The following is a 24,305-nucleotide window of genomic DNA, read 5'->3' as shown; positions in this document are numbered from 1 at the left end:
ATGAAGCCTTCTATCGTTGCCAAACTGGAAGCCCTGCATGAACGCCATGAAGAAGTTCAGGCGCTGCTGGGTGATGCGCAAACCATCGCTGACCAGGAACGTTTTCGCGCATTATCTCGTGAATATGCGCAGTTAAGTGATGTTTCGCGCTGTTTCACCGACTGGCAACAGGTTCAGGAAGATATCGAAACCGCACAGATGATGCTCGACGATCCTGAAATGCGTGAAATGGCGCAGGATGAACTGCGCGAAGCTAAAGAAAAAAGCGAGCAACTGGAACAACAACTTCAGGTTCTCTTGCTGCCAAAAGATCCTGATGACGAACGCAACGCCTTCCTCGAAGTGCGTGCCGGAACCGGTGGTGATGAAGCCGCATTATTTGCCGGCGATCTGTTCCGTATGTACAGCCGTTACGCAGAAGCCCGTCGCTGGCGCGTGGAAATCATGAGCGCCAGCGAGGGCGAGCATGGTGGCTATAAAGAGATCATCGCCAAAATCAGTGGTGATGGTGTATATGGTCGTTTGAAATTTGAATCCGGCGGTCATCGCGTGCAGCGTGTTCCGGCCACTGAATCTCAGGGGCGTATTCATACTTCTGCTTGTACCGTTGCTGTAATGCCAGAACTGCCTGACGCGGAACTGCCGGATATCAACCCGGCAGATTTGCGCATTGATACTTTCCGCTCTTCAGGGGCAGGCGGGCAGCACGTTAACACCACCGATTCGGCAATCCGTATTACCCACTTACCAACCGGTATTGTTGTTGAATGTCAGGACGAACGTTCACAACATAAAAACAAAGCTAAAGCTCTTTCTGTACTTGGTGCTCGCATCCACGCAGCAGAAATGGCAAAACGCCAGCAGGCGGAGGCGTCTACCCGTCGTAACCTGCTGGGCAGTGGCGATCGCAGCGACCGTAACCGTACCTACAATTTCCCGCAGGGGCGCGTCACCGACCACCGTATCAACCTGACGCTCTACCGTCTGGATGAAGTGATGGAAGGGAAGCTGGATATGCTGATTGAGCCGATCGTCCAGGAACATCAGGCTGACCAACTGGCGGCGTTGTCCGAGCAAGAATAATGGAATATCAACACTGGTTGCGTGACGCAATAACCCAACTTCAGGCGAGCGAAAGTCCGCGTCGCGATGCTGAAATCTTGCTGGAGCATGTTACCGGCAAGGGGCGCACCTTCATTCTCGCTTTTGGCGAAACACTGCTGACTGATGCGCAGTGTGAGCAACTCGACGTACTGCTGGCGCGTCGTCGTGCGGGTGAACCTATTGCTCATTTAACCGGTGTGCGTGAATTTTGGTCGTTGCCGTTATTTGTTTCGCCAGCGACCTTAATTCCCCGTCCTGACACCGAATGTCTGGTGGAACAGGCTCTGGCGCGGTTGCCTGAACAGTCTTGTCGTATTCTCGATCTCGGTACGGGCACCGGGGCAATTGCGCTGGCGCTGGCCAGCGAGCGTCCAGATTGTGAGGTAACCGCCGTTGACCGAATGCCGGATGCTGTTGCCCTTGCGAAGCGTAATGCGCAGCATCTGGCGATTAAAAATATCCATATCCTGCAAAGCGACTGGTTTAGTGCGCTTGGCGAGCAGCAATTTGCGATGATTGTCAGCAATCCGCCATATATTGACGAGCAGGACCCCCATCTTCAACAAGGCGATGTCCGCTTTGAGCCGCTGTCGGCGTTGGTTGCGGCAGACAGCGGTATGGCGGATATCGTTCACATCATCGAAAAGTCTCGTAACGCACTGACATCTGGCGGATTTCTGCTTCTGGAGCATGGCTGGCAGCAGGGCGAAGTGGTTCGACAGGCATTTATGCAGGCGGGTTATCGTAATGTCGAAACCTGCCGGGACTACGGTGATAACGAGCGCGTGACGCTTGGTCGCTATTATCGATGACAAGTTTTACTACGCTGCTTAGCGTTCATCTCATCAGTGTCGCGCTTTCTGTTGGGCTACTAACCTTACGTTTCTGGCTACGTTATCAGGAGCATCCTCAGGCATTTGCTCGCTGGACGCGCATTACGCCGCCGGTTATCGACACGGTGTTATTGTTAAGCGGCGTTGCGCTAATGGCTAAAGCGCACATCCTGCCATTTTCCGGGCAGGCACAATGGCTGACTGAAAAGCTGTTTGGAGTTATCATTTATATCGTTTTGGGTTTTATTGCTCTCGATTATCGTCGGGTGCACAGTCAGCAGGTGCGCATTATTGCCTTCCCGCTGGCGCTGGTGGTGCTGTACATCATCATTAAACTCGCCACCACAAAAGTACCGTTACTGGGGTAAGTCATGAGATCGTTAGCTGATTTCGAATTTAATAAAGCGCCGCTGTGCGAAGGCATGATCCTGGCTTGCGAAGCAATCCGCCGCGATTTTCCCTCGCAAGATGTATACGACGAACTGGAGCGTCTCGTTAATCTGGCGAAGGAAGAAATTAGCCAGCTTCTGCCTTTAGAAGAACAGCTGGAAAAATTGATCGCGTTGTTTTACGGCGAATGGGGATTTAAAGCCTCACGCGGTGTTTATCGTCTTTCCGATGCATTATGGTTGGATCAGGTGTTAAAAAATCGGCAGGGCAGTGCGGTATCATTAGGCGCCGTTTTGGTGTGGGTCGCTAATCGTCTCGATTTGCCGCTGATGCCGGTGATATTCCCGACGCAGCTTATATTGCGCATTGAATGTCCGGATGGCGAAATTTGGTTGATTAACCCTTTTAACGGTGAATCGTTAAGCGAACATATGCTGGATGTATGGTTAAAGGGAAATATCAGCCCGTCAGCGGAACTGTTTTATGAAGACCTGGATGAAGCCGATAACATTGAGGTTATCCGCAAACTATTGGATACGCTGAAAGCGTCGCTGATGGAAGAAAATCAGATGGAACTGGCATTACGCACCAGCGAGGCCTTATTACAGTTCAACCCGGAAGATCCGTATGAAATTCGCGATCGTGGGTTGATTTACGCGCAACTGGATTGCGAACACGTTGCGTTAAATGATTTAAGTTATTTCGTTGAACAGTGTCCGGAAGACCCGATCAGCGAAATGATCCGTGCGCAAATTAATAACATCGCGCATAAACATATTGTGCTGCATTAATTAATCGACATTTTACTTAAGATTAAGGCGATCCTATGAAACAAAAAGTGGTTAGCATTGGCGACATCAACGTAGCAAATGACCTGCCGTTCGTGCTGTTTGGCGGTATGAACGTGCTGGAATCTCGCGATCTGGCGATGCGCATTTGCGAACACTACGTAACCGTGACCCAGAAACTGGGTATCCCTTACGTGTTCAAAGCCTCTTTTGACAAAGCCAACCGCTCCTCTATCCACTCTTATCGTGGACCGGGCCTGGAAGAAGGGATGAAAATCTTCCAGGAATTGAAGCAAACTTTTGGCGTGAAAATTATCACCGACGTTCACGAACCAAGCCAGGCACAGCCAGTTGCTGATGTTGTGGATGTGATCCAGTTACCGGCATTTCTCGCTCGTCAGACTGACCTGGTGGAAGCCATGGCGAAAACCGGTGCGGTAATTAACGTCAAGAAACCGCAGTTTGTCAGCCCGGGTCAGATGGGTAACATCGTTGATAAATTCAAAGAAGGCGGCAACGATAAAGTGATTCTTTGCGATCGCGGCGCTAACTTTGGCTATGACAACCTGGTTGTCGATATGCTGGGCTTCAGCATTATGAAGAAAGTTTCTGGCAACTCGCCGGTGATTTTCGACGTGACCCACGCACTGCAATGCCGCGATCCGTTTGGTGCAGCTTCTGGTGGTCGTCGTGCTCAGGTGGCTGAGCTGGCACGTGCTGGTATGGCGGTAGGTCTGGCGGGGCTGTTTATTGAAGCGCATCCGGACCCGGAACACGCAAAATGCGATGGCCCATCTGCGCTGCCGCTGGCTAAACTGGAACCGTTCCTCAAGCAGATGAAAGCGATTGATGATCTGGTGAAAGGTTTCGAAGAACTGGATACCAGCAAGTAATTTTTTGCTTGAAAACAAAAGCCTTATCGTTCTGCGGTAAGGCTTTTTTCATGGTTGACGGAGACAAAAAAGGCCGCAGGCTGTTACCCCTGCGGCCGGTTTCGGGCGCATATTGCCATCACGGCAGCCTGACGCCCGTATTCACCTTATTTCCGGTTACGCCACCAGCCGACAATCGCTGCGGTAATAATTCCCGCAAGTATCGGTGCTGCCAGGTCGTGCCAGAAAATCACGGCAAACTGTGCGAGCGTCATATAGCCGCCTTGTTGTAATGACAACATTTTGCGGCTATTCTTGAATTGTTCTGGTTCAAGATTAGCCCCCGTTCTGTTGTCAGGTTTTACCTCTCAACGTGCGGGGGTTTTCTCTTTCCAGCAACCAATGCCGCCAGGGATAAAGCCCCCACAACATTGCGCCTCACCGGATAACGCCGGCTTGGTGTGGATTCTATATCTCAAGTGTTCTTCACTTCACCCCAGGAATGTTCGTAATGCAGTATGCATTCCGGCTTTTTATCAGCCGTTGCAGTTGTTTCATGAATGCTCTGGTTGATGCTTCCAGGTTGGGTTGACGGGTCAATAAAGACAAAAAAGCCGCAGGCTGTTACCCCTGCGGCCGGTTTCGGGCGCATATTGCCATCACGGCAGCCTGACGCCCGTTTTCACCTTACTTCCGGTTACGCCACCAGCCGACAATCGCTGCGGTAATAATTCCCGCCAGGATCGGTGCTGCCAGGTCGTGCCAGAAAATCACGGCAAACTGCGCGAGCGTCATATAGCCGCCTTGTTGTAATGACAACATTTTGCGGCTATTCTTGAAGTGTCTGGTTTCAAGATTAGCCCCCGTTCTGTTGTCAGGTTTTACCTCTCAACGTGCGGGGGTTTTCTCTTTCCAGCAACCAATGCCGCCAGGGATAAAACCCCCACAACATTGCGCCTCACCGGATAACGCCGGCTTGGTGTGGATTCTATATCTCAAGTGTTCTTCACTTCACCCCAGGAATGTTCGTAATGCAGTATGCATTCCGGCTTTTTATCAGCCGTTGCAGTTGTTTCATGAATGCTCTGGTTGATGCTTCCAGGTTGGGTTGGCGGTGTCTACTTCTGAAAGAGATAAAGACAAAAAAGGCCGCAGGCTGTTACCCCTGCGGCCGGTTTCGGGCGCATATTGCCATCACGGCAGCCTGACGCCCGTTTTCACCTTACTTCCGGTTACGCCACCAGCCGACAATCGCTGCGGTAATAATTCCCGCCAGGATCGGCGCTGCCAGGTCATGCCAGAAAATCACGGCAAACTGTGCGAGCGTCATATAACCGCCTTGTTGTAATGACAACATTTTGCGGCTATTCTTGAATTGTTGATGGTTCAAGATTAGCCCCCGTTCTGTTGTCAGGTTTTACCTCTCAACGTGCGGGGGTTTTCTCTTTCCAGCAACCAATGCCGCCAGGGATAAAGCCCCCACAACATTGCGCCTCACCGGATAACGCCGGCTTGGTGTGGATACTACGTCTCAAGTCTTCTTTACTTCACCACTGAAACGTTCGTAATGAAGAGTTCATTCCAGCTTTTCATCAACTGTTGCAGTGCTTTCTTGCATGTTGTGGTACAGGCTCGCAATTATGTCTGACGAATTGTTCAGAATAACTGAAGAAAGGAACCGGGCAGGTATTTTTATTATCTCCCCCAGGTTCCGTCGCCAGGGGAGATATCAATGTCAGGCAAATATTGTCATTAAATAGGCGGCAAAGAGTGCCAGATGTGCAGCGCCGTTGAGCACGTTAGTACGTCCGGTGGAGAAGGAGATATGGCACAGCACCAAAGAGGCTACCATCACCACCATTTCTGGCGCACCAAGCGCAAACTGCAATTCATTGCCTGTCATAAAGGCGATCAGCGTGACGACAGGTACGGTAAGCGAAATTGTCGCTAAAACCGAACCAAAGAACAGATTCATCGCGCGCTGGACCTGGTTGTTTAATACCGCCTTTAACGCCCCTAAACCTTCCGGCGAAAGAATCAATAGCGCCACCAGGAAACCGGTAAAGGCCACCGGGGCATTCATGCTGGTGAGCAGTGTTTCCAGCGGACTTGCGTTCATTTTGGTAACCGCTATCACTGCAATTAAATGGATAATCAACCAGACGGCATGCCACAGGCTGCTATGGGCAGAGGGTTTGCCATGGTGCGGATCGTCATCATCACTGTCATCTTCATGTTCATAGACAAACAGACTTTGATGCGTTTTGGTCTGAATTAGCAAAAATACTCCGTACATTGCTGCGGAAATTAATGCCACCAGCAACGCCTGACCGGTTGAAAAATTCGCCGCAGGCAGGGCCATCGGGAATACCAGCACAATAATTGCCAATGGGAACAGGGCGATTAAATACTGTTTAATACCAAACAGATTCATATATTGGGTGGCAAATTTGCGCCCGCCCAACAGTAATGAAAAACCAACCAGTCCACCAGTAACAATCATAATGATTGAATAGAGCGTATCTCGCATTAACGTCGGCGCCGCATCGCCGGTCGCCATTAAGGCTGATATCAGGCTGACTTCAAGAATAACCACGGAAAGGCTAAGAATAAGAGAACCATAAGGTTCTCCCAGTCGATGGGCTAATACGTCCGCATGACGGACAACACTAAAGGCGCTGCTTAAAATACCAATAAGCGCAAGAAGATTGATGCCTATGACCACTGGTAGTGTTTGACTGCTTCCCCAAAGGAACAGCACTACCAGCGCCAGAACCGGGAAAATAAGCGAGGTCTCCTTGTGGCGGGTTTTTACCGCCTCGTGAGCATTTGTCATTATGGTTATCCTTTGCAGATGAATTTGTCGAAAATGTAATAAATAGGCAGAAAAAATAACAGAAAGTGTCTGGATATCGGTAACATTTTACGAAATTTTACCCCGCTGTCGCTTTTTTACTCTTTGGGGTATAAAAATAATCAACGTGTTTAGACAACGTTTGTATTAGCACCTCTTAAGAAGAGTCTGATGTGAAAAGTCTTATATGCTGGCAAGCGTGGATATTGTTGACCACACTTAAAGTTCACCTTTAAAAAAGGAGTCAACAATGCCGTATAAAACAAAAAGCGATCTGCCGGAAAATGTAAAACACGTTCTACCGTCCCATGCCCAGGATATCTATAAAGAGGCATTCAACAGCGCCTGGGATCAATATAAAGATAAAGAAGATCGGCGTGATGATGCCAGTCGGGAGGAGACAGCGCATAAAGTGGCCTGGGCAGCAGTGAAACATGAATATGCCAAAGGGAGTGATGATAAATGGCATAAAAAGTTATAACTCCCGGTGATGAGTTAAAGCTATTCGTGCGGCGCCGCCTTGCAAGTGGTCTGCAGATTGCATATTGTCCCGGTAATGGTTCCAAAATGAGCAGTAAAAATGTCCGGAAGACACCAAAAAGTTGTCGCAGGGAAGTATGCAGTGGCGGAGGTATAAGGTGATAACTCGGGATTTCTTGATGAATGCCGATTGTAAAACGGCATTTGGCACTATTGAAGAATCACTCTTATGGTCGGCAGAACAGCGGGCAGCCTCGCTGTCAGCTACGCTGGCTTGTCGTCCTGATGAGGGGGCGGTGTGGATCTTCGGTTATGGATCGTTGATGTGGAATCCGGCGCTGGAGTTTATCGAGTCCTGTACCGGTACGCTGGTTGGCTGGCACCGGGCGTTCTGTCTGCGCCTGACCGCCGGAAGGGGGACTGCACACCAGCCGGGAAGGATGCTTGCCCTGAAAGAGGGCGGTCGCACCACGGGAGTGGCGTATCGCTTGCCGGAAGAGACGCTGGAGCAGGAACTGACCCTGCTGTGGAAACGGGAGATGATTACCGGCTGCTATCTGCCAACCTGGTGCCAGCTTGATCTTGATGACGGGCGCACAGTCAACGCGCTGGTGTTTATTATGGATCCGCGCCATCCTGAATATGAGTCCGATACCCGAGCTCAGGTGATTGCTCCGTTGATTGCTGCGGCGAGTGGTCCACTTGGAACCAATGCACAGTATTTATTTTCTCTGGAACAAGAGCTCAACAAACTGGGGATGCAGGATGACGGGCTGAAGGATTTACTGGTGTCGGTGAAAAAACTGCTGGCGGAGAATTTCCCGGATGGTGTCTTACGGCCCGGTTTTGCCTGATGAAACAGTCATCACAGCGGGGCGTTTCTGTAACCTTGAGCGCCCCATACTGCAATTAAAACGTGAGCACTTTATCGGCAACCAGCGTCCATTGCGCCAGCTCGACCAGTGTGCCAATTTCAACTCCATCAATCAGCGGAAGTGGGCTGATACCGCGACCATCGGTGCAGGTTTTGCACAATTTCACAGGCACATTTTGCGCAGTGAGGATCTCAAGCATTTGCTGAATATTGTAGCCTTCTCCCGGTTTTTGTCCGCGTAATCCGGCAGTTACCGCATCAGACATCAGGAACAGACGCAGATCCAGGTTGCTCTCCTGCTCCCGTAGCGCAATGGCCAGCCGCAGGCTGTTAAATAAGGATTCGCTCCCGTAGGGCGCGCCATTGGCAACGATCACGATTTTTTGCATTACTCACTCCTGTATTCAGATAATTAGATTTCCGACTTCTATCTTACTGCTTTTACGCTGTCTGACCAATTTGCCACATTTTTAGGATTTTCCATAAAGCATGAGAAAGTACGAGAAAAGTTACCAGTAATCGTTATTCTATAAAGTAATGGGTGTTCATTTTTACCGGAAATTACTGACGTTTTGAGCCGTATCGTCTCTCGTGTTACCCCACTTTATTTACTCTTGCTGCTGGCAGGCGGTATAGCCAGCGCACAGCCATCCGTTGAGCAGCGATCGGCAAATCCTTTTGATAACGATAAGGATGGTCTGCCGGACTTAGGAATGGCACCGGAAAATCATGACGGTGAAAAACACTTCGCCGAAATCGTGAAAGATTTTGGTGAAACCAGTATGACCGATAACGGTCAGGATACAGGTGAGCAGGCAAAAGCCTTTGCGCTGGGAAAAGTTCGTGATGCGCTCAGTCAGCAGGTTAATCAGCATGTGGAATCGTGGCTTTCGCCGTGGGGGAACGCCAGTGTTGACGTCAAAGTGGATAACGAAGGGCATTTCACCGACAGCCGGGGGAGCTGGTTTGTACCGTTGCAGGATAACGAGCGTTATCTCACATGGAGCCAACTTGGACTCACCCAGCAGGACGATGGACTCGTAAGTAACCTTGGCGTTGGTCAACGCTGGAGGCATGGCACATGGTTGATGGGATACAACACGTTTTATGACAACTTGTTAGATGAAAATCTTCAGCGGGCAGGGTTTGGCGCTGAAGCCTGGGGAGAATATCTGCGTCTGTCGGCAAATTATTATCAGCCTTTTGCCTCATGGCATGAACAGACTGCCTCGCTCGAGCAGCGTATGGCGCGTGGTTATGATTTGACTGCCCGGATGCGAATGCCGTTTTACCAGCATCTCAACACCAGTGTCAGCCTCGAACAATATTTTGGTCAGCGTGTCGATCTGTTTAATTCTGGTACGGGTTATCATAATCCTGTCGCCATGAGTCTGGGGCTTAATTACACCCCTGTCCCACTCGTTACTATGACCGCCCAGCATAAACAAGGCGAAAGTGGAGAAAGCCAAAATAATCTCGGGCTGAATATTAACTACCGCTTTGGGGTGCCACTAAACAAACAACTTTCTGCTGGCGAAGTTGCTGAGAGTCAGTCGTTGCGCGGCAGTCGCTATGACAATCCGCAGCGGAATAATCTGCCGGTCATTGAGTATCATCAGCGTAAAACCTTAACGGTATTTCTGGCGACGCCCCCCTGGGATCTTAAACCTGGTGAAACGGTGCCGCTGAAATTACAAATCCACAGTCGTTACGGTATTCGACAATTGATCTGGCAGGGAGATACGCAGATGTTAAGTCTGACATCGGGAGCAACTGCCAACAGTGCGGATGGCTGGACGCTGATCGTGCCGGACTGGCAAAGTGGAGAAGAGGCGACCAATCGATGGCGCTTGTCGGTGGTGGTGGAAGATAACCAGGGACAGCGTGTCTCCTCCAATGAGATCACGCTAACGCTTGCCGAACCTTTCGATGCAATGGCAAAGGACGAACTGCGCTGGGAACCATAATCAGAAAATACGTTCCTGATGCACCCATACTGCGGCTTCCACACGAGATTTTAGCTTCATTTTTTTCAGCATGTGCTTCACGTGCACTTTGACCGTGCTTTCAGTGATGTCCAGGCGGCGGGCGATCATCTTATTCGGTAAGCCCTGAGCAATCAGTTTCAGAATATCGCGCTCGCGCGGCGTTAACTGGTTGACGTCGCGTTCAGTCGTGGCGCGGTTAGCACGCAGGCTGGCGGCCAGAACAGGGGTTAATGCCTCGCTTAGTACCATTTCGCCAGCAGCAGCCTGGTGTAACGCTTTCAACAGATCTTCCGGCTCCATATCTTTTAACAGATAGCCATCTGCGCCGCGTTTCAGCGCGGTGACGACGTCTTCTTCATGGTTCGAGACGCTGAATACCACAATGCGGCCGGATAAAGATTTTTCGCGCAGTTTATCCAGCGTTTCCAGACCGTTCATACCGGGCATATTCAGATCAAGCAGAATCAGATCAGGATCGAGAGATTCCGCAAGTAAAATACCCTGCTCGCCATTGCTCGCTTCGCCAACCACAGTGATATCGGGGGCCATGCTGATAAGCTGTTTTACGCCAGTTCGCAGCATCGGGTGATCGTCGATCAGCAGGATAGTAGCCGGTTCCTGATTACTCATGGGTATCTCCTTGGACGTCTGTGAAAGTTTTTTCGGGAATAAAGGTGACCACCACTTCGGTGCCACCTGATTCACGACGGCGGACGCGGCAGTCGCCACGCAGACTTTGCGCACGGTCACGCATAATTATCATGCCGTAGTGATTGCTGCGGATGGCATTTTCAGGCACCCCGCAGCCGTTATCCTGGACGGTCAGTTTGACCTGATTATCGTTTTGCGCCACCGTTACAACGACCTCGCTCGCTTGCGAATGTTTGAGGGCGTTACTTAAAGCCTCACGGGCAATTTGCAATAGATGGATTGCCTGATGCGAGGGCACCAGACGCGGTGGCAACTGGTAATCCAGCTTCACCGGGAAGCCAAATTTGGCGCTGTACTCTTCACAACTCGCCTCCAGTGCCGGGCGTAATCCCGGTTCGGTGAGCTGCAAACGGAATGTGGTGAGCAACTCACGCAACTGCGCCCACGACGCATTCAGTTCGTTACGGATTTGGCTTAACAATTCGCGGCTGCTTTCTGGCAGTGCGTCGCCTTGCATCTGTAAACAACTCACCTGCATCTTCATACAAGAGAGAGATTGGGCAATAGAATCATGTAGTTCGCGCGCAATGGTGGCACGCTCTTCCATCACGATCAACTGCTGCTGGCGTTCCTGATGGCGATCCAGCGCCAGAGTGGCGGTTAATTGCTCAACCAGTGTATCCACCAGTTGCTGTTGATCATGGCTCAGATGACGGCCCTGAGGCAGGGTCGCCAGCAAAATGCCGTACTGCATATGAGAATCCGCCAGTCGCCATTTCAGGGTCGTGCCGCGATCGCCGACGGGTAATACCCCGCGCGGGCAGAGCTGGCAACCTTTGTCGTCGCAGGTCATGTCCGGCTGGCAGGTGAACTCCTGATGATTCTCTTCATCTTCAGTGTCATATACCCGCAGTTCGATATCACGCAGCAGGGTTAAATTTTGCAAGCCGTTGAGTACAGGTGACAGGCGTTCACACAGCGGGGCGCGAGAATGCAAACGACGGTTAGCCTGCCACAAAAACGAGAGTATCTGATTTTTATGCTCCAGCCCGGCAGTTTTCTCCTGTACCCGATGCTCAAGTACGGCATAACTCTCCGCCAGTTCCGCAGACATATTGTTCAGTGCTGTTCCGAGCATCGCCATTTCGTTGCGCCCGCTGATATTCGCCCGCTGGGTAAAATCGCGATGGCTGACGGCACTCGCCATCGCCAGCAATTGCCGCCACGGCTGTAGCAGCCGTGCCCGCAGCCATATGATGGTAAATACCAGTAGAAGTGCCATAAACACAGCCATCACCCGATGGACCAGTACGACCGTCTCAATACGCATTTCCGTGGTGCGGTCAAAACCAGATACCAACTGATCAAGCCCGGCAACAAACTGGCTGACGTCAGCCGACACCGTTTCGCGGCTTTGTGCGTGTAGCAGCGCAGGAATCAGCTCATGGCGCCAGTAATCCTGCAAACCCTGCAATTGCGCCAGTTGCCCGTCTCGTTCTGCTGCTCGAGTTAATTCGGTGCTAAATGCCGTTTGTTCCATCTCCTTGATTAAGGGCTTGTCTTTCTCGCTTAATGGCACTGCCGCCAGTAGCCGATAAGTTTGCATACGCAGCGATCCCGCTTTGTTAATAGCATGGGCGCTGCCCTGAACGCCTTGTACCAGCCAGCCAGAAACCGCCATCCCCGCCAGTCCAATAGCGGTAGAAAGCAAAACAATAAGCGCAACCTGATTAACCAGGGTGAGCGGAGAGAGACAACGTTTAAGCATGTAAACCTCTTCCTTCAGGCTTTGAATGAGCAATAACCTTAATGAATGTGACGATACATTCTGGGATGGCGTTATTCTCGGCTATTGGCTGAAGTATACCCATACCCGGAAAGAGTTACTCCTTATTTGCCGTGTGGTTAGTCGATTTACATCAGTAAGAGTAGGGATTTTACAGTACTGTGAAAAATCTCATAATTTTTATGAAATCTCTGTACTCACTATGGGTAATGATAAATATCAATGATAGATAAAGTTATCTTATCGTTTGATTTACATCAAATTACCTTTGGCTACAGACACTAAGGTGGCAGACATCGAAACGAGTATCAGAGGTGTCTATGAGTCACTCATCCGCCCCCGAAAGGGCTACTGGAGCTGTCATTACTGATTGGCGACCGGAAGATCCTGCGTTCTGGCAACAGCGCGGCCAGCGTATAGCCAGCCGCAATCTGTGGATTTCCGTTCCCTGTCTGCTACTGGCGTTTTGTGTATGGATGTTATTCAGTGCCGTCGCGGTGAATTTGCCGAAAGTCGGCTTTAATTTTACGACCGATCAGCTGTTTCTTTTGACTGCACTACCTTCGGTTTCTGGCGCATTATTGCGTGTGCCATACTCCTTTATGGTTCCAATCTTCGGCGGTCGTCGCTGGACGGCGTTCAGCACCGGTATTCTGATTATTCCTTGCGTCTGGCTGGGTTTTGCCGTGCAGGATACCACTACGCCATACAGCGTATTCATCATCATTTCTCTGCTGTGCGGCTTTGCTGGCGCGAACTTCGCCTCCAGTATGGCAAACATCAGCTTCTTTTTTCCGAAGCAGAAGCAGGGTGGCGCGCTGGGGCTGAACGGTGGTCTGGGCAACATGGGCGTTAGCGTCATGCAGCTGGTTGCTCCGCTGGTGGTATCACTGTCAATTTTTGCTGCATTTGGCAGCCAGGGCGTAACACAGCCGGATGGCACCGAATTGTATCTGGCTAACGCGTCCTGGGTATGGGTGCCGTTCCTCGCCATCTTCACCATTGCAGCGTGGTTTGGCATGAACGACCTTGCTACCTCGAAAGCCTCTATCAAGGAGCAGTTGCCGGTACTCAAACGGGGTCATCTGTGGATTATGAGCCTGCTGTATCTGGCAACCTTCGGTTCCTTCATCGGCTTCTCTGCGGGTTTTGCCATGCTGTCTAAAACGCAGTTTCCGGATGTACAGATCCTGCACTACGCCTTCTTCGGACCGTTTATTGGCGCACTGGCGCGTTCTGCGGGGGGAGCATTATCTGACCGTCTCGGCGGTACTCGTGTAACGCTGGTGAACTTCGTGCTGATGGCGATTTTCAGTGGTCTGCTGTTCCTCACCTTACCGACTGACGGGCAAGGCGGAAACTTCATGGCGTTCTTTGTAGTCTTCCTGGCGCTGTTCCTGACGGCGGGGCTGGGTAGTGGTTCCACCTTCCAGATGATTTCCGTGATCTTCCGTAAACTGACGATGGATCGCGTGAAAGCAGAAGGCGGTTCTGACGAACGTGCCATGCGTGAAGCGGCAACCGACACTGCGGCGGCGCTGGGCTTCATCTCCGCGATTGGCGCTATTGGTGGCTTCTTTATCCCGAAAGCGTTCGGTAGCTCACTGGCATTAACAGGGTCGCCAGTCGGTGCAATGAAAGTATTTTTGATTTTCTATATCGCCTGCGTGGTAATTACCTGGGCGGTATACGGTCGGCATTCTAAAAAATAAATCGTAATATTTGATTATCCTTTGCGCGGCGTAATGTCGCGCTTTTTTTATTTCTCATTTAGTTACAACATACTTTAAGAGGATAATTATTTCAACGGCGTCAATTAAGCGCCATTAATATGTCATCCATGGGGGATACTCCTTAATACCCATCTGTATAAAAATCCGAAGTGTTTAAATGGTGATCGATGTAAAAACCATTAATTTACAATAAGTTGCGTAATAAATATTAATTATCCCAAAGGGGTATATTAGGAATTTACTTTATTTTTCATCCCCACCACTCTTGATCGTTATCAATTCCCACGACGTTTCAGAGCGTTACCTTCGTTTTAAACATTAGCAATGTCGATTTATCAGAGAGCCGACAGGCTCCCACAGGAGAAAACCGATGAGTAAATTCCTGGACCGGTTTCGCTACTTCAAACAGAAGGGTGATACCTTTGCCGATGGGCATGGCCAGCTTCTCAATACCAACCGTGACTGGGAGGATGGATATCGCCAGCGTTGGCAGCATGACAAAATCGTCCGCTCTACCCACGGGGTAAACTGCACCGGCTCCTGCAGCTGGAAAATCTACGTTAAAAACGGTCTGGTGACCTGGGAAACCCAGCAGACTGACTATCCGCGTACTCGTCCGGATCTGCCAAACCATGAACCTCGCGGCTGTCCGCGCGGTGCCAGCTACTCCTGGTATCTCTATAGCGCCAATCGCCTGAAATACCCAATGATGCGTAAACGCCTGATGAAAATGTGGCGTGAAGCGAAGGCGCAGCATAGCGATCCGGTTGAGGCATGGGCTTCTATTATCGAAGACGCCGATAAAGCGAAAAGCTTTAAACAGGCGCGTGGACGCGGTGGTTTTGTTCGTTCTTCCTGGCAGGAAGTGAACGAACTGATTGCCGCATCTAATGTTTACACCATCAAAAACTACGGCCCGGACCGTGTCGCCGGCTTCTCGCCAATTCCGGCAATGTCGATGGTTTCTTACGCATCAGGTGCGCGCTATCTCTCGCTGATTGGCGGTACTTGCTTAAGCTTCTACGACTGGTACTGCGACCTGCCTCCTGCGTCTCCGCAAACCTGGGGCGAGCAAACTGACGTACCGGAATCTGCTGACTGGTACAACTCCAGCTACATCATCGCCTGGGGTTCAAACGTGCCGCAGACGCGTACCCCGGATGCTCACTTCTTTACTGAAGTGCGTTACAAAGGCACCAAAACTGTTGCCGTCACGCCGGACTACGCTGAAATCGCCAAACTGTGCGATCTGTGGCTGGCACCGAAACAGGGCACCGACGCAGCAATGGCGCTGGCAATGGGTCACGTGATGCTGCGTGAATTCCATCTCGATAACCCAAGCCAGTATTTCACCGATTATGTGCGCCGCTACACCGACATGCCGATGCTGGTAATGCTGGAAGAGCGCGACGGTTATTACGCTGCGGGTCGTATGCTGCGCGCCGCCGATCTGGTTGATGCGCTGGGTCAGGAAAACAACCCGGAATGGAAAACCGTAGCCTTTAATACGCAAGGTGAAATGGTTGTGCCGAACGGTTCGATCGGTTTCCGTTGGGGCGAGAAGGGCAAATGGAATCTTGAACAGCGCGACGGCAAAACTGGTGAAGAAACCGAACTGCAACTGAGTCTGCTGGGTAGTCAGGATGAGATCGCTGAAGTGGGCTTCCCGTACTTTGGCGGCGACGGCACGGAACACTTCAATAAAGTGGAGCTGGAAAACATTCTGCTGCACAAGCTGCCGGTAAAACGCCTGCAACTGGCTGATGGCAGCACTGCACTGGTGACCACCGTTTATGATTTGACGCTGGCAAACTACGGCCTGGAGCGTGGTCTGAACGACGTTAACTGCGCGACCAGCTATGACGACGTGAAAGCCTACACCCCTGCGTGGGCTGAGCAGATCACCGGTGTTTCTCGTAGCCAGATTATCCGTATTGCCCGTGAATTTGCCGACAACGCTGATAAAACTCACGGTCGTTCGATGATTATCGTCGGTGCCGGTCTGAACCACTGGTATCACCTCGATATGAACTATCGCGGTCTGATCAACATGCTGATTTTCTGCGGCTGTGTCGGTCAAAGCGGCGGTGGCTGGGCACACTACGTGGGGCAGGAAAAACTGCGTCCGCAAACCGGCTGGCAGCCGCTGGCGTTTGCCCTTGACTGGCAGCGTCCGGCGCGTCACATGAACAGCACCTCTTACTTTTATAACCACTCCAGCCAGTGGCGTTATGAAACCGTGACCGCAGAAGAGTTGCTGTCGCCGATGGCGGATAAATCCCGCTATACCGGACACCTGATCGACTTCAACGTGCGTGCGGAACGTATGGGCTGGCTGCCGTCTGCGCCGCAGCTAGGCACTAACCCGCTGACTATTGCTCGCGAAGCAGAAAAAGCGGGCATGAATCCGGTGGACTATACGGTGAAATCCCTGAAAGAGGGTTCAATCCGTTTTGCTGCGGAACAGCCGGAAAACGGTAAAAACCATCCGCGTAACCTGTTTATCTGGCGTTCTAACCTGCTGGGCTCTTCCGGTAAAGGTCATGAGTTTATGCTCAAGTATCTGCTGGGGACGGAACACGGTATCCAGGGTAAAGATCTGGGGCAGCAGGGCGGCGTGAAGCCGGAAGAAGTGGACTGGCAGGATAACGGTCTGGAAGGCAAGCTGGATCTGGTGGTGACGCTGGACTTCCGTCTGTCGAGCACTTGTCTCTATTCCGACATCATTTTGCCGACGGCGACCTGGTACGAAAAAGACGACATGAATACTTCGGATATGCATCCGTTTATTCACCCGCTGTCTGCGGCGGTCGATCCGGCCTGGGAAGCGAAAAGCGACTGGGAAATCTACAAAGCCATCGCGAAGAAATTCTCCGAAGTGTGCGTTGGTCATCTGGGTAAAGAAACCGACATCGTTACGCTGCCAATTCAGCACGACTCCGCCGCCGAACTGGCGCAGCCGCTGGATGTGAAAGACTGGAAAAAAGGCGAATGCGACCTGATCCCAGGTAAAACCGCACCGCACATTATGGTGGTTGAGCGCGATTATCCGGCCACTTACGAACGCTTTACCTCTATCGGCCCACTGATGGAGAAAATCGGTAACGGCGGTAAAGGGATTGCCTGGAACACCCAGAGCGAGATGGATCTGCTGCGTAAGCTCAACTACACCAAGGCTGAAGGTCCGGCGAAAGGCCAGCCGATGCTCAACACCGCAATTGATGCGGCAGAGATGATCCTGACGCTGGCACCGGAAACCAACGGTCAGGTAGCCGTGAAAGCCTGGGCGGCACTGAGCGAGTTTACCGGTCGCGACCATACGCATCTGGCGCTGAATAAAGAAGACGAGAAAATCCGCTTCCGCGATATTCAGGCACAGCCGCGCAAAATTATCTCCAGCCCGACCTGGTCTGGTCTGGAAGATGAACACGTTTCTTACAACGCCGGTTACACCAACGTTCACGAGCTGATCCCGTGGCGTACGCTCTCTGGTCGTCAGCAGCTGTATCAGGATCATCAGTGGATGCGTGATTTTGGTGAAAGCCTGCTGGTTTATCGTCCGCCGATCGATACCCGTTCGGTGAAAGAAGTGATGGGACAGAAATCCAACGGTAACCCGGAAAAAGCCCTGAACTTCCTGACGCCACACCAGAAGTGGGGTATTCATTCCACTTACAGCGACAACCTGCTGATGCTGACTTTAGGTCGCGGTGGGCCGGTGGTCTGGCTGAGCGAAGCCGATGCCAAAGATTTGGGTATTGCCGACAACGACTGGATTGAAGTCTTCAACAGCAACGGTGCGCTGACTGCCCGTGCGGTTGTCAGCCAGCGTGTTCCGGCAGGGATGACCATGATGTACCACGCGCAGGAACGTATCGTTAACCTGCCAGGTTCGGAAATCACGCAGCAGCGTGGGGGGATTCATAACTCGGTCACCCGTATCACGCCGAAACCGACGCATATGATCGGTGGCTATGCCCATCTGGCATACGGCTTTAACTACTACGGCACCGTAGGTTCTAACCGCGATGAGTTTGTTGTAGTGCGTAAGATGAAGAACATTGACTGGTTAGATGGCGAAGGCAATGACCAGGTACAGGAGAGCGTAAAATGAAAATTCGTTCACAAGTCGGCATGGTGCTGAATCTCGATAAGTGCATCGGCTGCCACACCTGTTCAGTTACCTGTAAAAACGTCTGGACCAGCCGCGAAGGCGTTGAGTACGCGTGGTTCAACAACGTTGAAACCAAGCCGGGTCAGGGTTTCCCTACCGACTGGGAAAACCAGGAAAAATACAAAGGCGGTTGGATCCGTAAAATCAACGGCAAACTGCAACCGCGTATGGGTAACCGCGCGATGCTGCTGGGTAAAATCTTCGCCAACCCGCATTTGCCGGGGATCGACGATTATTACGAGCCGTTCGATTTTGATTATCAGAATCTGCATACCGCGCCGGAAGGTAGCAAATCGCAGCCGATTGCCCGTCCACGTTCGCTGATTACTGGCGAACGGATGGCGAAAATCGAAAAAGGGCCGAACTGGGAAGATGACCTGGGCGGCGAGTTTGACAAACTGGCGAAAGACAAGAACTTCGACAACATCCAGAAGGCGATGTATAGCCAGTTCGAAAACACCTTCATGATGTATTTGCCGCGTCTGTGTGAACACTGCCTCAACCCGGCATGTGTGGCGACCTGTCCGAGCGGGGCTATCTACAAACGTGAAGAAGATGGCATCGTACTGATCGATCAGGATAAATGCCGTGGCTGGCGTATGTGCATCACCGGATGCCCGTACAAAAAAATCTACTTCAACTGGAAGAGCGGTAAATCTGAGAAGTGCATCTTCTGCTATCCGCGTATTGAAGCCGGTCAGCCGACGGTGTGCTCAGAAACCTGTGTTGGTCGTATCCGTTATCTTGGCGTGCTGTTGTACGATGCTGACGCCATTGAACGTGCGGCCAGCACCGAGAACGAGAAAGATCTCTACCAGCGTCAGTTGGAAGTGTTCCTCGATCCAAACGATCCGAAAGTCATCGAGCAGGCAATTAAAGACGGTATTCCGCTGAGCGTTATTGAAGCCGCACAACAGTCGCCGGTTTATAAAATGGCGATGGAATGGAAACTGGCGCTGCCGCTGCACCCGGAATATCGCACATTGCCGATGGTCTGGTACGTGCCGCCTCTGTCACCGATTCAGTCTGCGGCAGACGCGGGCGAGCTGGGTAGCAACGGCATTCTGCCAGATGTAGAAAGCCTGCGTATCCCGGTTCAGTACCTGGCGAATCTGCTGACCGCCGGTGATACCCAACCGGTACTGCTCGCGTTGAAACGTATGCTGGCAATGCGTCATTACAAACGAGCTGAAACCGTTGACGGTAAAGTTGATACCCGTGCGCTGGAAGAGGTCGGCCTGACCGAAGCCCAGGCACAGGAGATGTATCGTTATCTGGCGATTGCAAACTACGAAGATCGCTTTGTGGTGCCGAGCAGCCATCGTGAACTGGCGCGGGAAGCCTTCCCGGAGAAAAATGGTTGCGGCTTTACCTTTGGTGACGGCTGCCACGGTTCAGATACCAAATTCAATCTGTTCAACAGCCGTCGTATTGATGCCATCGATGTGACCAGCAAAACGGAGCCGCATCCATGATCGAACTCGTGATTGTATCGCGTCTCCTTGAATATCCGGATGCTGCCTTATGGCAGCATCAACAAGAGATGTTTGAGGCGATTGCTGCGTCGGAAAATCTGTCAAAAGAGGATGCCCATGCGCTGGGCATTTTCCTGCGCGATTTAACCGCGATGGATCCGCTGGACGCTCAGGCACAGTACAGCGAACTGTTCGACCGTGGTCGCGCCACGTCGCTGTTACTGTTTGAACATGTGCACGGCGAATCCCGCGATCGTGGTCAGGCGATGGTGGATTTGCTGGCGCAGTATGAGCAACACGGCTTGCAGTTAAACAGTCGTGAACTGCCGGATCATCTGCCGTTGTATCTGGAGTACCTGGCGCAGCTGGCGCAAAGCGAAGCCGTGGAAGGTTTGAAAGATATCGCGCCGATTCTGGCGTTGCTGAGCGCGCGTCTGCAACAGCGTGAAAGCCGTTATGCCGTGCTGTTTGATCTGCTGCTGAAACTGGCCAATACCGCTATCGACAGCGACAAAGTGGCGGAAAAAATTGCCGACGAAGCGCGCGATGATACGCCGCAGGCGCTGGATGCTGTCTGGGAAGAAGAGCAGGTTAAATTCTTTGCTGACAAAGGCTGCGGTGATTCAGCAATCACTGCTCATCAGCGTCGCTTTGCCGGTGCCGTCGCGCCGCAATATCTGAATATCACCACCGGAGGACAGCACTAATGCAATTCCTGAATATGTTCTTCTTTGATATCTACCCGTACATAGCCGGGGCGGTCTTCCTGATTGGTAGCTGGCTGCGTTATGACTACGGGCAGTACACCTGGCGCGCGGCGTCCAGCCAGATGCTGGATCGCAAAGGGATGAACCTGGCGTCGAACCTGTTCCATATCGGGATTCTGGGGATTTTTGTCGGTCACTTCTTCGGTATGCTGACGCCGCACTGGATGTATGAAGCCTGGCTGCCAATTGAAGTGAAACAGAAAATGGCGATGTTTGCTGGTGGTGCCAGCGGCGTGCTGTGTCTGATTGGCGGCGTGCTGTTGCTGAAGCGTCGTCTGTTCAGCCCACGCGTGCGTGCAACGACTACCGGAGCGGATATCCTGATCCTGTCGCTGCTCGTTATCCAGTGCGCGCTGGGCCTGCTGACCATTCCGTTCTCCGCTCAGCATATGGACGGTAGAGAGATGATGAAACTGGTTGGCTGGGCGCAGTCGGTGGTGACCTTCCACGGTGGCGCTTCTCAACACCTCGATGGTGTGGCGTTTATCTTCCGTCTGCACCTGGTGCTGGGGATGACGTTATTCCTGCTGTTCCCGTTCTCGCGTCTGGTACACATCTGGAGCGTACCGGTGGAGTATCTGACACGGAAATATCAGCTGGTGCGTGCTCGCCACTAAGTCAGGAAAATAAGTCGTCTGGCGCGAAACGGCAAAATGCCTGATGCGCTGCGCTTATCAGGCCTGCGAAAATTCTGCAATGTATTGAATTTGCAGATTTTTGTAGGCCGGATAAGTCGTTCACGCCGCATCCGGCATAACGTAACGCACGTTGTCAGTCTGCTGAAATCGCCAGTTACACTCTGTCGATTTTTTCAGATTGTAGGCAAACATAGCTCATCTATATGATAGGTCCCCCTGGAGCAGTGAAGGAGCACTGACCGTGGATCTACCTAATCATCCGACGCTCTCTGCGGCGTTAAAAATAATCGCCACGGGGATCGCCTTACCCCCTGATAAAATCACCTCTCAACAACTGGATGTTCAGTTAAATAAACCTGCGGGCTACGTTGAGCGACGTTCCGGCATTTGCTGGCGTTATTTTGCCAGCAACGACGCCAGCCAGGCCGAACTGGCGGCAGAAGCTTTGCATAATGCGTTAACAGCGGCTGCCTTAAAACCTTCTGATATCGATCTGCTAATTTGTGCGTCAGCCATTGCCGTACAGGCATTACCCTGTAGCGCAATTCATATTCTTAAAGCCGCTGCCATGCCCGCAGGCGTTGCCGGGTTTGATATCAACAGCAGCTGCGTCAGCTTTATTTCCGCTCTGGAAGTCGCTGCCGGATTATTAAACTGTGGGGCATACCGACGGATTGCCATCGTCTCGGCAGATATCGCTTCACGCGGTATTGACTGGGATCATGAAGAGTCGTCTTTAATTTTTGGTGACGGCGCGGCGTGCGCGATTGTTGAGCGGGGCGATGGTCGCAGCGGGATTATCGCCAGCCTGATCGAAATGTATCCCGAAGGTAACGAGCTGTGTGAAATTCGTGCTGGCGGCACGCGGCGTAATCCTCGTTCAGGCATCAGAGATAGCGACTTCCTTTTTCATATGCAGGGGAAACCGCTGTTTACTTTGCTGGCGTGGGATTTCGGCTTTTACTGGCTACATCGCTGGCATCATGAGATGCGCCCGCTGTGGGCGGTACATGTGGTGCATCATCAGGGGGAACATTACAACCTGTCATTAGGCGTGCGGAACTCGTGGTACTCCTCGTTAACCTCAATCCCGTTTTTTATGCTGCTGGCGATGCTTGGTGTGCCATTGCAGGTCTTTTTGGCAGTTTCTATTATTCACTATAGTTGGCAATTTTTTAACCATAACGCGCTAACGCCGAAACTGGGTTGGCTGGAAAAAGTGCTGATTACGCCTTCGCATCATCGCGTCCATCATCTGAATGAAAAGCAATATGCCGATACCAATTACGGCGGCACCTTTTTGTTATGGGATAAACTTTTCGGTTCCTGGAGTGCAGGGCCGGATCATGACGTGGCCTATGGCGTAAAAAATAGTCGCTTGTCCTGTAACCCGATGCGCGAGAGTAATCTGCCGTTTTTACGCTTAATGGGCTTTCGCTCATTTGGCAAAACGATTGAACGTCGCCACCAGAGTTCTCTGTGGGCGGTGGGGGCAGGGGTGATCCTGCTGTTTATGCTGGTGCTTGGCTACATCCAGCAATATGGCTATGGCATTGAGTTTATTACCAGTGAGCAGGCTGTATTATTTGTGTTGCTGGTGGCAGGTTCAGTAGCCTTAGGGGGGATGAGCGACGGGCTGCGTTGGGGAATGATTCTTTGGTGTTCTGTGACGTTGTCACTGCTCTATTTTATTCTTTATATGTGTTCATGGAGCACTTTGCTCTGGAAGGGATTAGCGGGCATTTTGCTGGCTCATTGCGTGTTATTCGTAATCGGGGTGGGACGTAAATCGCTCAGGATACACTATGAACCTGTTTAATCCCGACAGGTTGATTACTTTTCCTGCCGATGATCCGCAACTGGTGAAACAACTGCAAAACGGTACGAAAGTTTATCTGGCGAAATCAGGCGATCATCGGTATGCCGACGGATGGGCATTCGCCAAAATGGTGGTGTTGATTTTTGCTGGTCTATCCTGTTATTCGCTGGCGTTGTCTCAAAGTCAGTGGGGACTGTACTTATTGTGGTATCTGGCGATGATGTTTTGCGCCATGCTATTAGCGGTCAATGTGGTGCATGACGCTTCGCACGATGCGTTTATGCGCGGTAAAAAGGCCAATGCCTGGCTTAACCGGTGGGTTGCGTTCCCGATGGGGCTTGATCCGGATTGCTGGCGGGTGCGCCACGTTCGCTTTCATCACGGCTTTACCAATATTGAATTTTACGATCCAGATACCGCAGAAAATGGCATTCTTCGCCAGACTCCGTGGCAACGGTGGCGACCTTTTATGCGCCAGCAACATCGCTACTGGCCGCTGGTCGCTGCGCTAACCTTTCCCTGGTATATCTGGGTGGTGGACTGGCTCGATCGTACGGGCTTTACGCCGGTAACGCGTCATCTGGCTGAGCGTGGCTTTGCTGGCTGGGGGTATTTCTTAGCCGGAAAACTGGCGCATTGTGTGCTGTGCCTGATACTTCCCTGGCTTCTGTCTGAATTTGGTTTTATGACCATCCTGCTAACGTATCTGCTTAGCCAGTTGCTGGCGTCACTGATCTTTGTGATGTTGATTATCGGAACGCACTGGGCAAAGGGGCATACGCAGTTACCGCCGGAAGAGGGCAAAATGGTAAGAGGCAGGCTGGCGCATACCTTCGCCACCACCTTTGACTAGGCACCGCAACCTGCATGGTTTGGCTACTGGCTGGGCGGGATTAATTTGCATCTTACCCATCATCTGTTTCCTCACTGGCACCATCGTCATTACCCAGCGTTAAGCCGCATTATTGCGCAAATCGCCACACAGCAAGGGCTGGATTATCAGTTGTTAACGTTAGCGGATTTGTTGAGGCTACAGCAGCAGTTTTTGCGGAAAATGGGGGAGAAACCGATAGAGTGAG

The 24,305-nt window shown here is 51.6% G+C and carries 20 protein-coding genes and 3 pseudogenes; 16 read left to right on the top strand and 7 right to left on the bottom strand.

Annotation, left to right across the window (positions count from 1 at the left end; translation table 11 throughout):
• The 5 genes from prfA to kdsA are packed head-to-tail and all read left to right on the top strand — an operon-like array spanning position 1 to position 4,008.
• Complete coding sequence (prfA, locus tag A7589_RS03555; protein WP_000804729.1) at positions 1–1,083, top strand: peptide chain release factor 1; 1,083 nt, start codon at positions 1–3, stop codon at positions 1,081–1,083.
• On the top strand, positions 1,083–1,916 hold the full coding sequence (gene prmC, locus A7589_RS03550) for a peptide chain release factor N(5)-glutamine methyltransferase (RefSeq protein WP_000456437.1): 834 nt from the start codon (positions 1,083–1,085) through the stop codon (positions 1,914–1,916). The genes prfA and prmC overlap by 1 nt, the downstream gene beginning before the upstream one ends.
• Positions 1,913–2,305: an invasion regulator SirB2 gene (gene sirB2, locus A7589_RS03545; RefSeq protein ID WP_000200411.1), complete on the top strand. Its 393-nt coding sequence runs from the start codon at positions 1,913–1,915 to the stop codon at positions 2,303–2,305. The genes prmC and sirB2 overlap by 4 nt, the downstream gene beginning before the upstream one ends.
• Before the next feature lie 3 nt (positions 2,306–2,308).
• Complete coding sequence (gene sirB1 / locus A7589_RS03540; RefSeq protein ID WP_001257033.1) at positions 2,309–3,118, top strand: invasion regulator SirB1; 810 nt, start codon at positions 2,309–2,311, stop codon at positions 3,116–3,118.
• Positions 3,119–3,153: 35 nt separating this feature from the next.
• Positions 3,154–4,008, top strand: a complete 855-nt coding sequence (gene kdsA / locus A7589_RS03535; protein ID WP_000811058.1) for a 3-deoxy-8-phosphooctulonate synthase — start codon at positions 3,154–3,156, stop codon at positions 4,006–4,008.
• Between the two features lie 146 nt (positions 4,009–4,154).
• On the opposite strand, the gene A7589_RS03530 is transcribed toward kdsA, so the two are convergent.
• The 4 genes from A7589_RS03530 to chaA form a co-directional block, all read right to left on the bottom strand.
• Entirely contained in the window at positions 4,155–4,262 is a 108-nt protein-coding gene (locus A7589_RS03530; protein ID WP_001441942.1) for a type I toxin-antitoxin system toxin Ldr family protein, read from the bottom strand.
• 412 nt (positions 4,263–4,674) lie between these two features.
• Positions 4,675–4,782: a type I toxin-antitoxin system toxin Ldr family protein gene (locus tag A7589_RS03520; RefSeq protein WP_001441942.1), complete on the bottom strand. Its 108-nt coding sequence runs from the start codon at positions 4,780–4,782 to the stop codon at positions 4,675–4,677.
• Positions 4,783–5,209: 427 nt separating this feature from the next.
• On the bottom strand, positions 5,210–5,317 hold the full coding sequence (locus tag A7589_RS03510; RefSeq protein ID WP_001441942.1) for a type I toxin-antitoxin system toxin Ldr family protein: 108 nt from the start codon (positions 5,315–5,317) through the stop codon (positions 5,210–5,212).
• Positions 5,318–5,722: 405 nt separating this feature from the next.
• A complete protein-coding gene (gene chaA / locus A7589_RS03505; protein ID WP_000180147.1) occupies positions 5,723–6,823 on the bottom strand; it encodes a sodium-potassium/proton antiporter ChaA in 1,101 nt (366 codons plus the stop codon).
• Between the two features lie 268 nt (positions 6,824–7,091).
• Between chaA and chaB the strand changes: the two genes are divergently transcribed.
• Positions 7,092–7,322: a putative cation transport regulator ChaB gene (gene chaB / locus A7589_RS03500; RefSeq protein ID WP_001146436.1), complete on the top strand. Its 231-nt coding sequence runs from the start codon at positions 7,092–7,094 to the stop codon at positions 7,320–7,322.
• A 157-nt stretch (positions 7,323–7,479) separates the two neighbouring features.
• Positions 7,480–8,175 (top strand): glutathione-specific gamma-glutamylcyclotransferase, encoded by a 696-nt coding sequence (gene chaC, locus A7589_RS03495; RefSeq protein ID WP_010355523.1) that lies wholly within the window; start codon positions 7,480–7,482, stop codon positions 8,173–8,175.
• Positions 8,176–8,230: 55 nt separating this feature from the next.
• On the opposite strand, the gene ychN is transcribed toward chaC, so the two are convergent.
• Positions 8,231–8,584, bottom strand: a complete 354-nt coding sequence (gene ychN, locus A7589_RS03490) for a DsrE/F sulfur relay family protein YchN (protein ID WP_001169665.1) — start codon at positions 8,582–8,584, stop codon at positions 8,231–8,233.
• Between the two features lie 183 nt (positions 8,585–8,767).
• On the opposite strand from ychN, the gene A7589_RS03485 reads away from it, so the two are divergent.
• Positions 8,768–10,162: a YchO/YchP family invasin gene (locus tag A7589_RS03485; RefSeq protein ID WP_000087128.1), complete on the top strand. Its 1,395-nt coding sequence runs from the start codon at positions 8,768–8,770 to the stop codon at positions 10,160–10,162.
• Here the strand turns inward: A7589_RS03485 and narL are convergent, their stop codons facing one another.
• Both narL and narX read right to left on the bottom strand, forming a co-directional pair.
• Positions 10,163–10,813, bottom strand: coding sequence for a two-component system response regulator NarL (gene narL, locus A7589_RS03480; RefSeq protein ID WP_000070495.1), 651 nt, complete (start codon positions 10,811–10,813; stop codon positions 10,163–10,165).
• Positions 10,806–12,602, bottom strand: coding sequence for a nitrate/nitrite two-component system sensor histidine kinase NarX (gene narX, locus A7589_RS03475; protein ID WP_000918093.1), 1,797 nt, complete (start codon positions 12,600–12,602; stop codon positions 10,806–10,808). The genes narL and narX overlap by 8 nt, the downstream gene beginning before the upstream one ends.
• Positions 12,603–12,940: 338 nt before the next feature.
• On the opposite strand from narX, the gene narK reads away from it, so the two are divergent.
• The 8 genes and pseudogenes from narK (at position 12,941) to A7589_RS03435 (ending at position 24,304) form a co-directional block, all read left to right on the top strand.
• Positions 12,941–14,332, top strand: a complete 1,392-nt coding sequence (gene narK / locus A7589_RS03465; protein ID WP_000019814.1) for a nitrate transporter NarK — start codon at positions 12,941–12,943, stop codon at positions 14,330–14,332.
• Between the two features lie 391 nt (positions 14,333–14,723).
• Positions 14,724–18,467, top strand: a complete 3,744-nt coding sequence (locus A7589_RS03460; protein ID WP_000032862.1) for a nitrate reductase subunit alpha — start codon at positions 14,724–14,726, stop codon at positions 18,465–18,467.
• Positions 18,464–20,002 (top strand): nitrate reductase subunit beta, encoded by a 1,539-nt coding sequence (narH, locus tag A7589_RS03455; RefSeq protein WP_000702663.1) that lies wholly within the window; start codon positions 18,464–18,466, stop codon positions 20,000–20,002. The genes A7589_RS03460 and narH overlap by 4 nt, the downstream gene beginning before the upstream one ends.
• Entirely contained in the window at positions 19,999–20,709 is a 711-nt protein-coding gene (gene narJ / locus A7589_RS03450) for a nitrate reductase molybdenum cofactor assembly chaperone (protein ID WP_000571677.1), read from the top strand. The genes narH and narJ overlap by 4 nt, the downstream gene beginning before the upstream one ends.
• The gene (narI, locus tag A7589_RS03445; protein WP_001160106.1) at positions 20,709–21,386 is read left to right on the top strand and encodes a respiratory nitrate reductase subunit gamma; all 678 of its coding nucleotides are present in this window, start codon (positions 20,709–20,711) and stop codon (positions 21,384–21,386) included. Before narJ ends, narI begins: the two co-directional genes overlap by 1 nt.
• A gap of 262 nt (positions 21,387–21,648) precedes the next feature.
• Positions 21,649–22,341, top strand: a pseudogene (locus tag A7589_RS23185) (sterol desaturase family protein); the annotation flags it as partial.
• Positions 22,336–23,226, top strand: a pseudogene (locus A7589_RS23180) (sterol desaturase family protein); the annotation flags it as partial. The pseudogenes A7589_RS23185 and A7589_RS23180, both read left to right, overlap by 6 nt.
• Positions 23,213–24,304, top strand: a pseudogene (locus A7589_RS03435) (fatty acid desaturase family protein). The pseudogenes A7589_RS23180 and A7589_RS03435, both read left to right, overlap by 14 nt.
• Position 24,305: the final 1 nt, after the last annotated feature.

Source organism: Escherichia sp. MOD1-EC6475 (assembly GCF_003046645.1).
GTDB lineage: Bacteria > Pseudomonadota > Gammaproteobacteria > Enterobacterales > Enterobacteriaceae > Escherichia > Escherichia ruysiae.
The sequence above is the reverse complement of the archived record's forward strand: the minus strand, read 5'-3'. Positions and strand labels throughout refer to the sequence as shown.

Coding starts and splice junctions, on each gene's coding strand:
- narK (WP_000019814.1), top strand. CDS start 12,941: ATGAGTCACTCATCCGCCCCCGAAAGGGCTACTGGAGCTGTCATTACT.
- narH (WP_000702663.1), top strand. CDS start 18,464: ATGAAAATTCGTTCACAAGTCGGCATGGTGCTGAATCTCGATAAGTGC.
- A7589_RS03530 (WP_001441942.1), bottom strand. CDS start 4,262: ATGACGCTCGCACAGTTTGCCGTGATTTTCTGGCACGACCTGGCAGCA.
- narX (WP_000918093.1), bottom strand. CDS start 12,602: ATGCTTAAACGTTGTCTCTCTCCGCTCACCCTGGTTAATCAGGTTGCG.
- narL (WP_000070495.1), bottom strand. CDS start 10,813: ATGAGTAATCAGGAACCGGCTACTATCCTGCTGATCGACGATCACCCG.
- prmC (WP_000456437.1), top strand. CDS start 1,083: ATGGAATATCAACACTGGTTGCGTGACGCAATAACCCAACTTCAGGCG.
- narJ (WP_000571677.1), top strand. CDS start 19,999: ATGATCGAACTCGTGATTGTATCGCGTCTCCTTGAATATCCGGATGCT.
- A7589_RS03460 (WP_000032862.1), top strand. CDS start 14,724: ATGAGTAAATTCCTGGACCGGTTTCGCTACTTCAAACAGAAGGGTGAT.
- sirB1 (WP_001257033.1), top strand. CDS start 2,309: ATGAGATCGTTAGCTGATTTCGAATTTAATAAAGCGCCGCTGTGCGAA.
- A7589_RS03520 (WP_001441942.1), bottom strand. CDS start 4,782: ATGACGCTCGCGCAGTTTGCCGTGATTTTCTGGCACGACCTGGCAGCA.
- sirB2 (WP_000200411.1), top strand. CDS start 1,913: ATGACAAGTTTTACTACGCTGCTTAGCGTTCATCTCATCAGTGTCGCG.
- prfA (WP_000804729.1), top strand. CDS start 1: ATGAAGCCTTCTATCGTTGCCAAACTGGAAGCCCTGCATGAACGCCAT.
- narI (WP_001160106.1), top strand. CDS start 20,709: ATGCAATTCCTGAATATGTTCTTCTTTGATATCTACCCGTACATAGCC.
- chaB (WP_001146436.1), top strand. CDS start 7,092: ATGCCGTATAAAACAAAAAGCGATCTGCCGGAAAATGTAAAACACGTT.
- kdsA (WP_000811058.1), top strand. CDS start 3,154: ATGAAACAAAAAGTGGTTAGCATTGGCGACATCAACGTAGCAAATGAC.
- chaA (WP_000180147.1), bottom strand. CDS start 6,823: ATGACAAATGCTCACGAGGCGGTAAAAACCCGCCACAAGGAGACCTCG.
- A7589_RS03510 (WP_001441942.1), bottom strand. CDS start 5,317: ATGACGCTCGCACAGTTTGCCGTGATTTTCTGGCATGACCTGGCAGCG.
- ychN (WP_001169665.1), bottom strand. CDS start 8,584: ATGCAAAAAATCGTGATCGTTGCCAATGGCGCGCCCTACGGGAGCGAA.